Source organism: Ewingella americana ATCC 33852, from assembly GCF_000735345.1.
In the GTDB taxonomy this organism is placed as follows: Bacteria; Pseudomonadota; Gammaproteobacteria; order Enterobacterales; family Enterobacteriaceae; genus Ewingella; species Ewingella americana.
Genome location: NZ_JMPJ01000053.1, coordinates 223,857 through 236,540, shown reverse-complemented (window position 1 = coordinate 236,540; position 12,684 = coordinate 223,857). Strand labels below are relative to the sequence as shown.

Annotated in this window: 9 protein-coding genes; 8 read left to right on the top strand and 1 reads right to left on the bottom strand. The window is 47.1% G+C overall.

All coding sequences use genetic code 11. The features are described from left to right. Positions 1-377 precede the first annotated feature (377 nt). The 6 genes from GEAM_RS10625 (at position 378) to GEAM_RS10605 (ending at position 5,087) form a co-directional block, all read left to right on the top strand. Positions 378-740 (top strand): hypothetical protein, encoded by a 363-nt coding sequence (locus GEAM_RS10625; RefSeq protein ID WP_034791254.1) that lies wholly within the window; start codon positions 378-380, stop codon positions 738-740. After that, positions 730-1,311, top strand: coding sequence for an ABC-three component system protein (locus tag GEAM_RS10620; RefSeq protein WP_244956613.1), 582 nt, complete (start codon positions 730-732; stop codon positions 1,309-1,311). The genes GEAM_RS10625 and GEAM_RS10620 overlap by 11 nt, the downstream gene beginning before the upstream one ends. Beyond that, positions 1,311-1,802, top strand: a complete 492-nt coding sequence (locus GEAM_RS10615; protein WP_034791250.1) for an ABC-three component system middle component 5 — start codon at positions 1,311-1,313, stop codon at positions 1,800-1,802. Before GEAM_RS10620 ends, GEAM_RS10615 begins: the two co-directional genes overlap by 1 nt. Next, positions 1,795-2,985, top strand: a complete 1,191-nt coding sequence (locus GEAM_RS23445) for an AAA family ATPase (protein ID WP_246867339.1) — start codon at positions 1,795-1,797, stop codon at positions 2,983-2,985. The genes GEAM_RS10615 and GEAM_RS23445 overlap by 8 nt, the downstream gene beginning before the upstream one ends. Further along, positions 2,957-3,715: a hypothetical protein gene (locus GEAM_RS23440; RefSeq protein ID WP_246867338.1), complete on the top strand. Its 759-nt coding sequence runs from the start codon at positions 2,957-2,959 to the stop codon at positions 3,713-3,715. Before GEAM_RS23445 ends, GEAM_RS23440 begins: the two co-directional genes overlap by 29 nt. A 673-nt stretch (positions 3,716-4,388) precedes the next feature. Then, positions 4,389-5,087: an extensin-like domain-containing protein gene (locus GEAM_RS10605; RefSeq protein WP_034791248.1), complete on the top strand. Its 699-nt coding sequence runs from the start codon at positions 4,389-4,391 to the stop codon at positions 5,085-5,087. Between the two features lie 9 nt (positions 5,088-5,096). Here GEAM_RS10605 and GEAM_RS10600 read toward each other — a convergent pair whose 3' ends face one another. Beyond that, positions 5,097-6,284 carry a M20 aminoacylase family protein gene (locus tag GEAM_RS10600; RefSeq protein ID WP_034791246.1) on the bottom strand — a complete coding sequence of 396 codons (1,188 nt, stop codon included), beginning with the start codon at positions 6,282-6,284 and terminating at the stop codon, positions 5,097-5,099. Between the two features lie 778 nt (positions 6,285-7,062). Here GEAM_RS10600 and GEAM_RS10595 point away from each other — a divergent pair. Then, on the top strand, positions 7,063-9,660 hold the full coding sequence (locus tag GEAM_RS10595; protein WP_244956630.1) for a WG repeat-containing protein: 2,598 nt from the start codon (positions 7,063-7,065) through the stop codon (positions 9,658-9,660). After that, a complete protein-coding gene (locus tag GEAM_RS10590) occupies positions 9,657-12,677 on the top strand; it encodes a WG repeat-containing protein (protein ID WP_034791242.1) in 3,021 nt (1,006 codons plus the stop codon). Before GEAM_RS10595 ends, GEAM_RS10590 begins: the two co-directional genes overlap by 4 nt. Positions 12,678-12,684: the final 7 nt, after the last annotated feature.

The following is a 12,684-nucleotide window of genomic DNA, read 5'->3' as shown; positions in this document are numbered from 1 at the left end:
ATTTAATTAGAAATGGAGGCGTTAAGACATGAGGCATCTTCTTAGCCTATAAAATTAATGAGGTAAGTATATTAAAATTTAGATATCTTGTGTTTAAGTGGACTCCACAAAAGGTAAGGGCAACGAGGTTATAACTGCAAAAAATGCTGGTCATGCACAAGACTAAAGTTTATAAAATAGCAATGGATAAAATCTGAATTGAGATAAGCATAGTGCGCCTATGGGTATCATTAGTCTGCTAACTATTTTAGCATTTTCGTTGTCTATTATCTAATGAACGTCCAAATCATTTTTGTCCTAGTAGGCCTTATTCACAGCAGTTAGTTTAATTTATGAGCTTTTAGATTATAAATTAAACTATCAACAAGGAGCGTGTTATGGATTTTGGATTTTTTAAAAAGGCACTTAAGTTAAATACCCCTGTCACACTTACTTCAGTGTTTATTTTATATTTATTGAAACCTATGTTTGATGATGTTGGTTTTATTACCGCACACCCACTTATAAGCCTATCTTTTTTCATCGTTGCTATAAATGCTTTTCTTCTGGTGGTATTTTTTTCAAAAAATGAAATTAGTAAAAAGAGTAAAACAATAAATATAAAGAATAATGTAATTTCAGGGAATAAATCTAAGGGACTGAGTGTTCTAACTAATGGTGATATTATAAAAAATAGGGTTACCAATAATGAAACTGATGGCGACATTATCATTGGGCAGAGGCCTAAGAATGGCAAATAATAGCGTTCCAAACATCAGTAATAATGATATAAGTAATAATACTGCTTCAAGGGATATCGTTGTTGGAACAAATTATTCATTTAATGAATTAAAAACAAAAAGTAATGCTCTTGCAAATTTGTTAAACAGATCAAAGCAACTGTGTGATACAGATAGTGAATATAGATATATGATCGAAGAGTTGCAAGAGTATCTCCAACCTCGGCCAGGTAGGAAAATAATTGGACTTCAAGCGAAACTTAAAGAAGGCGACAGGTTAGACCTTTTAGATGATGCTATGTATCTGGAGAACAGATTTGCGAGACGAGTCACCAGAAACCAATTTTCTACAAGTGAAGAAGTCATCTACTGCCATTGTTTGAGCAAAATAAATTCAACTTTTGCACATTTTGTAAAACCACTGTTTAAAAACACAGTAAGTGCTGCTATAGTTGATAGGATGATTTACGATAGAATTGTCGAACCGCTGTACGAAGAAGTCTCGGAAGTCAGCACTAGCATTTCAATCGATCTCATCAGAGGAATGATTTTCTTTTTAACTGGTAAATGTCACTTACGGTGGGTTGAATAATGATAATTTATCATCCATTCAGAGATGCGAATCATTGCTTATATCGCATTATTAATCTGCTTTATAAAAATGAAAGTGAAGTCAATGAAGGGAATATTGGTTTTATGGATTTTTATTACTTATTTCCTAGCCAATTGACATGTATCGATAAATGGCCTCGTTCGAATTCAAAGCTTGCTAAGAATATTCGTGAAATCCAAAGTGAATATGAAAATATAGAAAACCCAAGGAGAATATTTTTTGAATTAAATATTGTGAGGAAGAATACATTATCTCATTTGCTTTCAAAAGGAGTGGTTTCATTAAATGAGGACGTGCTGTGCCTTCATGAAAACAAAGTTCCTCAAAATCTAATCACCACCCTTGATAATGATAGTTTTAGGGATACAGTTGAGTATCAGATAATTACCAAGGAGATTCCTAAACTCCCTATTAAAGGAAGCAGGGGCCTTAAGGCAAGAACAAATTTAATGGAATATCGTTATGATTAATAATGCATCAAGATTAAAACTTAATAGGCTTGTGATTAATAAAAATGGCAAGCAAGTTTATGATGAGCTTTTTCATGAGGGTATTAATATTATCAGAGGGGAGCATTCAGTAGGAAAATCAACAATTCTTGATATGATATTCTATGTATTAGGTGGTGAGTTAAAGAAAGATGATTGGAAATATCCTGCTGATCAATGTTCATTCGTTAATGCGGAAATAACCATTAACGGCAGAGTTATAACATTATCAAGGCATATTGACGCTACTGGTGGAGTACCTCATATAAAAGTTTATGAAGGTGGCTACGATATCGCAATGGGCGATGTTCAGGGATGGATTGACTATGGACCTAGACGTAGTAACGAAAAGTTGAGCTTTTCTGAGGTAATGTTTGAGTTGTTCAATTGGGGGCAATATAAATCAAACGATTATCAAAACCTCACCATGCACCAAATTTTACGCTTGATTTACCTCAGTCAATCGTCAGATTCTAACAGGATTTTTCGAAAAGAGGCTAGTCGATCTGATAATGAAAATACGCGTACTGCTATTGCGGAATTCTTATTAGGGCTGGACGATCTCGAGACACATTCCTATCGTCAAAACCTATTGAAATACGAGAGGGAGTATGAGTTAAGTACGACAGAATTGAAAACATACTTTTCCTTCCTTGGTGATGATGCTGATTTAACAGTTGAAAAAATAACTGACAAAATAAAAACAAAAATAAATGAGCTTGAACAAATTGATGTCAAAAAAGAGTCTCTTTTAGATTCTAAAGTTGATTTAAAGAATACTGATGAATATGACTTAGCCACCGAAAGAGATTTAGCTCTTACAAAATCTCAGCATTTAACTACTAAAATAAATAATAAAATCAATGAGTTAGATTCTAGGAAAGTTGAAATACAGGATTGCATATTATTTGGCAAGAGCCTAAATTATAGAATTAAATCTTTAAACGAATCACAGAGTACTCATGAGAGTTTAGGGAAAATATCTTTTGAATATTGTCCTTGCTGTTTTACTCCAGTAATTGAGTCTGTATCCGACGATGTTGGGTGTGCTCTTTGCAAATCTAATGATAGTACTTCGTCGCTTGAAGAAAAGTATATTGAAACCTTAAATGAGTTACAATATCAAAGTAGGCAAAATGAAATTATCATTAAAAAAACTAACTGAAGAGATTGATTATTTAGACGGCTATATTGGGGGAGTGAGGCAAGAATTACATTTTACTCAGAATAGGCTTTTTGAAATAAGCCTGGTTTCTAATCAAAGAGAGTTGTTTCTCACATCTCTGATTGAGGAAAGGACACAAAAACTTATTGAAATAAATTCATTGCAAGAGAAGATTGATTCCGTTTCGAAAGTTGATGATTTGAAGAAGAAAAGAGAAAGTTTGAGAGAAGATATAGATAAGTGCTTCACAAAAATTGCTTCATTAGAAGCGGCAAATGCAAAAAGAAGAGAATTTGTTAATTTCAAATTATCTGAGTTAGCTACTAAAGTTTTAGAGGAGGACTCAGGTAATGAAGAGAAGTTTAAAACAGCAACAACTTTATCCTCAGAAATTGATTTTGCGAAAGATCGCTGGTTGATAAATGAGCGCGTCAATTATTCGGATAGTTCAAACGTAGTTAAAAAAACAGCCTTGCATTTGGCATTTTTACTATTAGCTATCCAAGATAGAGAGTGCAGGTATCCACGTTTCTCTATTATGGATTTTGAATGTGGAGACATAAATGAAGGACGTAGCCGTAATCTCCAAAAGTTAATAGTCTCGAGCCTGAAAGATGCTGAAAATTATCAGTTGATAATGACAACTTCTAAGGTAGAACCAAGTTTAAACAATGATATATATGGAGTTGGTCGGTATTACGACAAAAATGACTATATCCTTAAAGGATAAAATCACTGAGACTTGAGCAGCTCTGGGCGCAATGCTACCCCCGCCACGCCTGCCCGCTTTATGGGTCGCTTTTAATGGACTTCCGTAAACTTATCCGCTCCAAGCCAGCACTTGGCTGGCTTGGAGAAAAGAGTAGGGTGATCGCCATGCAGAATCATGCACTCCATGCATAGCGCTGAACTCAATTTTTCTAGTCACTCCTCATCGTCATCGTAAACACTGGATGACAATGAGGCAGGCTTTTCTTCACAAATTACGTTATCGGCCATATCGGAAATCATCGACCTCAGTACACTTATTTTTAATTTTTACAGGGGAACTACGAGATATCAACCATGTGTCTGGTTGAGTTTAAAGCTATTGCTATAGAAAAATGCTGCAAATTGCAGCTCAGCTTGAGGCAAGAGTGATAGATGATGATAGTACAGTTCATAGCGGGCCAAAATGGCTGGGAATATCTGCCTGAATCATGAGTGTTTTGCCTTTCAGGGTTTATACCTCATTCTCCTTCTGTTGCTGCTGGCTAATTCATATCTGACATCCTGACGTCTAAATCCAGTTAGGTTGTATAAACCAACTCATTTCCCCCACAAACCCCACCCATACACTAAAATTACCCCAAAACTCATCCTTCTAGCTTTACACCAAACCCACAACCATAAGGACCATCCTGATGAAGTACGTGGTTGTCCTCATTATTTTCTTGGTCGCTCTGCTGTATGCAGCGCCTTGGATCACGGAGAGGGTGCCTTCGCGCTATAACCCTTTTACGCCGCTGTCTGTTAACGATCCGCCGAATGTTATTACCAAGTACAAACTCCGTCGGTTGGACAATAATCCTGAGGCTTGTTTGTCTGTGCTTGATAGCGCGGAACAGGAGGGGGCGATTACTTTCACGCGGGTTGCCAGCACGCAGGGGAACTGCCCATTGCAGTCTGCGGTGCGGGTGCAGAAATTCGGTTCTGTTTCTCTAAGCTCAAGCTTTTTGGCGAGTTGTAGATTGGCGCTGAGCAGCGCGATGTTTGTTTCGCAGGTCGCGAAACCTCAGGCTGAAGCACAACTGGGAGCAGGGCTGACTCGCATTGACCATCTCGGCAGCTATGCCTGTCGCAATGTTTATCATCGTGCAGAAGGCCGATTAAGCGAACATGCCACTGCGGAAGCCTTGGATGTAGCGGGGTTCCGACTTGCCGATGGCAGAAATATCACTGTGCTGAAAGCCTGGAAGCAGGATGACGCCAGCGGCAGTTTCATCCGCGATATGTTCAGTCGCAGCTGCCCTTACTTTGGTAACTCCATTGGGCCAGACTATAACGCAGCGCACGCCAATCACTTCCACTTAGGCATGCGCTGGTTTGGTTTTTGCCGCTAACCTTCTGAACTAATCAAGGTTCTCAGTAAGGTAACGCTCGACTAAACGCGTCCAGTAAGCCGCTCCGATAGTTAGGCTGTCGTCGTTGAAATCATAGGCTGGGTTGTGCAGCACCGCACTATTGCCATTGCCCAAACGCAAGAAGCAGCCCGGTTTGTTCTGCAAGAAGTAAGCAAAGTCCTCACTGCCAGAAATAGGCGGCAAGTTATCCACCACGTTCTCTTCCCCAAGCAACTCTTTTGCCACTTCTAAGGCAAAGGCCGTTTCCTGCGCATGATTGACCAGCACCGGATAGCCCGGCACATACTCAATCTCCGCCACCGCGCCATAGCCCGCGCTGTGCAGCTCGGCTAAAGAACGGATGCGCTCTTCAAGAATTTTACGCACTCCGGCGTCGAAAGAGCGGACGCTCATTTCAATGCGGGCAGTTTCAGGAATGACATTAGACGCGTGGCCTGCGTGCAGCGAGCCAATGGTGACGACGGCGGTTTCGTTCGGGTCGATATTGCGCGAAACCACGGTTTGTAGCGCCACCACCAAGCTGCTGGCGACCAGAATAGGGTCAACGGTCATGTGCGGGCGCGCGGCATGGCCGCCTTTGCCGCGAATGGTGATATTCACCGTGTCACACGCCGCCATAAATGGCCCGGCGCGGAACATCATTTTATCTGCCGGATAGCCCGGATGGTTGTGCAGCCCATAGACCGCATCGCAAGGGAAGCGCTCGAACAGGCCCTCTTCGAGCATGCGTTGTGCGCCACTGTTGAAACCAATCTCTTCCGCTGGCTGGAAGATAAGGTGTACGGTGCCGGAGAAGTTTTTGCTGCGGGCCAACTGCTTGGCAGCACCTAATAGCATGGTGGTGTGGCCGTCGTGGCCGCAGGCATGCATCACGCCGGCAGTCTGGCTGGCATAGGCCGCGCCGGTCTCTTCATTAATAGGCAAGGCGTCCATATCCGCGCGAATGCCTATGCTGCGACTGCCCGTACCACGTTTCATGGTGCCAACGACGCCGTGCCCGCCCACGCCCATGGTGACGTGATAGCCAAGCTGGCTGAGTTCTTTGGAAACGAAATCGGCGGTTTTGGCCTCTTCGTTGGAGAGTTCCGGGTGTTGATGCAGGTGCTGGCGAATCTCACGTAGGCCAGCCTCAAGGTCGGCCACGTCGGCCACGGTACAAAAATTTTTATTATTCATGGCGTCATTCAGTCTGATGGAAAAGAGATCGGCTTGGGGCCGAACGGCGGTGATGCTCGAAATACAGAATGCAGTCTGGTTGGGGGGATGGCAATAAGTAAACTGAGCTATTTCGACTCTTTTTCAATTGTTGGAATGTTCAATCTAATAACGCTATGTAACTGATGTAACGGTTAATATTTTTTACGAGGTTTCTTGGAAACCGGTGAATCGGAGATAGACGCCGGTGGCGGTTTTTTCTACGATTGTGCAGAAGGAAATTGCACATCGCCGAACGCTGGAAAGTTGTAAATAGAGGTTTTTATGGACACATTTTCAGTTGGGAAGCATTGATTCCATAAGTGTGCAAAAGCAACGCGAAAATAAATCTTAAAATAACGTTGAGTTTTCATGCAGAAGTGCCGTTATTAAGTGTATTCATGCGGGTTGAGGCAATAAAATAGCTGCTTTTTATCTCACAAGCTGACACCCTGTAAGCCGTAGCGTGTAAGTACCATTGAACTTGATTATTCACGGATTTTTACCGTTTAACGCGTCACTAGCGAAATCATCAGGGTTATGTGCGCTAAACTTTCTTATTATCTTGTCATAAGGGAATCGGATGATTTGCTCCGAAACACTCAAACATCTCAGAAACTTCAGCGCCTTAGCGATAGTTCTGAATGCTACTTTTAGCTTGCCGGCCCATGCAGACGATGCGTGGTTGCGGGCGTGCAGTAACGCCAAAACAGCTGAAAAGTGCCAATTGCCTTTCCAGCAAGGCTTATCCCCAGTTTTGATGGGGGCCTCGCGCGATGCCCAAGGGCTGTGGGGTTATGTTGATCTCACCGGCCATATGGTCATTGAACCTCAGTTCCGCGAAGTCAGCGGCTTCTCTAATGATATTGCTGCGGCGAAGAAAGACGATCTCTTTGGCTATATAGATAAGAAAGGCCACTGGGTGATTGAGCCTCGATTTACCCGCGCGACGGATTTTAATGCTGCTGGCACTGCGCTGGTGGTGATTGATAACCGTCTTGCGCTGATTGATCGTAAAGGTGCGGTGATTCAAACCCTGCCGTTTGGCGCGTCGCTGGACAGTGAAGGCTTTGTCAAAGGGCAGGCGCTGGCAAGTGTTCAGGCTCAGGTTTCTCCTGCGCTGTGGAATGCGCAAACCGGCAAATCCCTCGCCTTACCTGATGACGTGATGGCGCTGCAAGAGCCTCAGTCAGGGCTGGTTCCAGCTCAGAAACGCGATACCGCCGACAGCGGCTATTGGGGATACCTCAATGATAATGGCGAATGGGCCGTTGATCCTATGGTATTGAAAACCCGCAATGAGCCAGTGCTGAATGGTGAAGTCATTGCCGTTAAGGATAAGACTGACTGGACATTCCTTGATAAACAAGGCGTTGCGCTCAGCAAAGAAAAATACAAAGCCGTGCATGCTCTTAAATCTGGAAGCTGGTTAGTTACCACCGATAATGGCGGTCACCTACTGCTTAGCAGCACCCTTGAGAAAGTGCAGGATATTGCTGCCGATCAGGCAGAAGATTTGCAGGACTGGGGCGACTGGTTAGTCGCCAAAGGCGGCAAGGGTGTAACCCTGATTGGCCCGCAGAACCAAATCGTGAATGTGAAAGCCACAAAGCCACAACTGCTGATGCAAAACGGCAATCTCTGGGTACTCCAGAATGAGGGTAAATCGCCTCAAGTGGTGCAAATCTATAACAGCAATGGTGTTGGCCTGTTGGCTGATTCCGTGCTGAACGCCCTGCGCGAGTTTGAGGTTCAGCCTTTAGGTGCTCAGGAGCTAAGTTCTCAGAAGTCAGGCAATGGCAGCGCCGGGCAAAATGCCCAAGCACAAGGCCTACCTTGGGCGCTGCTAGAACCTAATGACGCCAAAAAATCCGTTGCTATCTTAACCTCGCAAGGCGAAGTCTACTCAGATCCGCAGTGGGCCAGTGTTGACGGCGACATTCGCCATGCGCCGCTGTTGGTGAAAACTGAGAACCATAAGATGGGCGCCATTGATGCTGATGGCAAATGGGCGATTCAGCCAACCTTCGCACAAATTACGCCTTTCTCGGGTGATTACAGCTGGGCGACCACTGAAGATAACAAGCCTGAAAGCAAACGCATCATCGATAACCATGGCAACGTGGTTGATGCACCGGACAACATTTTGCAGAGCGGCCAGCGCATTAGCTCTGGTGTTCTGTTAACGGCAGAAGGCGAAGGTAAAGACCGACGCTGGGGCCTGTGGGATATTCAAAGCAAAAGCGTCTTAGCCGCACCGCAGTTCTTTGAGGTTGATGACTTTAAAGCAGGTTATGCCGTGGCGAGAGCTGATGGCGGCTGGGGCGTGATTAACCGCACCGGTCAATGGGCCATTGCACCCGATGAAGATCGCTCAGGTAAACCACAATATATTGGAGATGCCATGTTTAGCATCTCCGACGATGACCAGCCAAACGACGCGGCCAACGCTCAACACCATTTCAGCCTGTTTAACGCCGAAAATGGTCAATCGATTGCCAGCAACTTACTTGGCAAACCGCTGAACGTCGGTAATGAACATTGGTTGGTACAGCCTGCAGACGGTGGCGTAGCCGTAATCGACAACGATGGGCGCGCCGCGGTGAGCAAGGCGATTATCCCTTCATCCGTTAACATTGATAACGAGTGGGTACTGCTCGGCTTTGGCCCGCGCTTTGGCGCAATTGATGGGCAGGGCCAGTGGCAAGTTCAGCCTCTCTATTCCGCCGCACTTAACTTTGTTCAGCCGCAAGATTGGGCCAGTGCAGTCAGCGACAACCATGTCACGCTGATTGACACCACGGGTGGCGAGCCGCTGGAAGGTTTTGCAGCTGCTGAACCCCTTGCTTCCATGGCGCGTTTAGCCCTCAACGATAATGCGACTGGCGAGACCGTGCTGTTTGATAACTCGGGTCACGAAGTTCAGCGTTACCCAGGTTTAAGCAGCCTTCAGGTCAGCGATGCCAGCGAAGGGACAGTGCCATTCAAGGACACCAACGGCCTATTCGGCCTGATTGATTCGAATGGCAAAAAAGTCATTGGTTCCTACTTCGACAAGATTGGCGGCATGAACGACGGCCTTGCCAAAGCCGTGAAGCAGTCAACCTACGGGGCGAACTTCGGCTATATCAATCTGGCCGGTCGCTTTGCCGTGGTGCCTGAGTTCGAGTGGGCGCAAGACTTTAGCGAGAAACGCGCATGGGCCGGAATGAAAGGTCAGGCGCAGTTGCTCAATACCAATGGCAACGTGCTGGCGCAGCTCGAAGTACACTGTAATCAACGTATTATTACCGATGCGAAAGGGCACCAGTTCTGGCCGCTGAAGCCGGTGACTTGCGCCAATGGGAGTGGTCAATGATCCAACCTGTTGGTGGTGTTTCCCTGCGCGCTGCCATTCGCGGCGCATTACGCACTGGCGGCATGATGGCCTTGGTCGGGTTTGCTTACCCGGCCTTAGCCGAGCCGAGCAGTGCCTGTTTTGCTGACCTGAATGCGGCGAATGGCGCACATCAGGCCGAACTCGCGCTACCTGCGACGCAAAACTTATGTATTCGCAGTGTGCATGAAGGTCGCGCGGCGGTTCAGCTGCCTGCTGCGCAAATTCCTACTGCTCAACCTTCTACCGATCAGCAAACTCCGGCTGAAGCGCCTGCTCAGCCAGCACAGCCTGCAAGCCAAGCAGCGCAAGCTTCAGACCAGCCAGCGGCTGCTGAAACTCAGCCCGCAGCTTCGCCTTCACCAGCCGCGCCAACGGGCAATCGCTGGGGCTTCCTTGATGCTCAGGGCCAGCTGGTTATCAAACCGGTGTTCGACAACGTTGGTGATTTCCACTTTGGCGCGGCGAGAGCCGAACAAGCGGGGAAATGGGGTTATATCGACGCCACGGGTAGTTGGATAATCAAACCGACTTTCGATCAGGCTGAGAACTTTACCCAGTCAGGTCTGGCCGTGGTGACACTCGACGGCAAAGTGCAAATTATTGACCGCAAAGGTAGTCAGGTCGGCCAGCCTTTGGATCAGCTGGTGGATACCGCCACGCTGAGCGACGGTGAACCAGCACGTCTGCGCTTGGACTATAAAACGGTCTTGCTGGCGCCTGACGAATCCCGTCATGTTGCCAGTGACAAGATGGAAATCTTGCAGCCTTTTGGCAAAAATCAACTGTTTATCGCCCGAGGCATTGAAGGTTATGGCATTGCCGACCAAAACCTCGAATGGCGACTCAAGCCCCAATTTAAAAACATTCAGCTGGATGCCAATAATCAGCATCTGGCCTTAGCGACCAGCAATGACGGCATCACGCTTATCCGTGATGATGGCACGCCGGACACGCAAAAATATCTCTCCGTAAAAGCCGTGACGCCAACGTTTTGGCTGGCAAAAGCGACCGATGGCATAAAGCTGCTGGATAACAGCAGCGCCGTGGTGGCCTCTTTCGACGAAGAGAAAGCCAATTCGCTTATTTATCAAGGTAACTATGTTCTCTCGACTCAGGGTAAAGAGTCGGTCGAGGTCTATGTGCCGGGTAAAAAAGCGGCGTTAAATCTTCCTGCTGGCAGCGTGCCGCTGATTCAAGATACTGGTAATTTCCTGCTGACCGTCAAAGACGGATCGCCGAAGGTGAATGCTATTATCTCGGCCTCCGGCGGCATGATTGGTGGGGCGCAAAATGTGGCTTGGCTGAGCCAAATTGCTGATAATGATGTGATTAACGGCAACCTGTGGCTCAAAAATGAGCAGGGAAAAGTTATCAATATCGTTGATAGCAGCGGCAAAGCGTTGATAAGCCAGAAGAACAATTCTGCGCTTGAAGGCTACCGCCTTGAGCCTCTGCGTGGCAACGCGGCTTCCGACACTACCCCAATCGCCCTGATTCGCCCTGACTCACCTTCAAAAACCGGCGCTGGCTTTATGCGCGCCGACGGTTCATTGCAGATTGATAGCAAGTGGCTGGACATTCAGCCCGCTGCGGCCGAGGTCACTGCTGACCCTAAAGGTGATATCTCCCAGCAATTTATTGTGAAAACTGCGCAGGGCACGGGCATTGTGGATGAGCAGGGGAAAGTTCGTGTTCCGCTGACTGAAGACAATATCTCGCCATTTGAACAGGGCTACGCGCTGGATTATTTGAATGGCAAACTGACCGCCATTGATACCAGCGGCAAGCATTTCACTCTGCCTGATGCTTTTGAGCTGGAGTCTATCGGCAACGGCTGGTTCCGTTTCCGCGAGACGGCCTCTGAAGGCGCTCTGTGGGGAATTTACGACGTTCTCACCCAGAAGGTTATCTCTTCGCCAGCCTATAAAAGCGTAGACACCTACGCCGGGCAGCAGGCGGCAGTACAGCTGCCGAATGGCCTGTGGGGGCTGGCGGATGAGAGCGGCAAGCTGGTGGTTGACGCTACATATGCCAAAGCCGAGCGAATCAATCCGGCACTCTGGTTGCTAACCGATCCTCTTGTCGCCGACCAGCCTGAAACCTCGGTATTGGCCTCAGTGATGGGGACGGACATCAAGCAGCGTATCGCTCCGACCACTGGTTTGGATGTTACACAGTTCAAAGATGGCCGTATTCTGGCGACGGCAGCGGGTGGGCAATCTTGGCTGCTGAGCAGTCAGGGGAACATTGAGTTACATGAGCAGCAGACGCAAATCACCGCCGTGGGCGACTGGATAAAACTCTCTCGCCAGCCGCAAGAGGGTTATCTCTCTACACAGGGCAGTTGGCAAATTGAGCCAGCTTTAGCAACCGAAAGCTCAGCTTTTGTGAAAGACCGTGCTTTGCGCAGCAGCGAGCAGGGTACTGAGCTGATAGACAACACTGGCGCGCGGGTGGCGCTCATGCCTGCTGGTCAGTGGCACTGGCCGCTAGCCAGCGATATGCCAGTTTCTTACGATGCTCAAGACGACGTGGCTACCACGCGTTATGTTGATGGTACCGGCAAGTTGGCGCTGACAGTACAGGGCAAGGCCAGTGTTATCAGTAACGGCCGTGCAGTGCTGACCCGTGACGATGGGCAGAAAGTGTGGATTGACGCGCAGGGCAAGGTATTGCCTGACGTCAGCTATACCGACCTTGGGCTGCCGGTAAATGATTTGGCCTTTGCCAAAGTGGAAAACCACTACGGGTTTATTAACGCGGCGGGGAAATTTGTCATTCCGCCAGTGTTTGACGCGGTTTCTACCTTCGACAGCGGCGTGGCTATTGTCTCTACTGGCGATACCTCAATGATGCTAGACACCACCGGCAAGCCGTTAGCCCGCGTGGATATCGAATGTGGCATACCCGTGTTGTACGGCGCAGGCAGCACGCGCCAATGGCCGGTGGAGCTTCCTAATACCTGCACTGCTCCAGCAGCCGAGAGTAAAAAATAATGTGTAC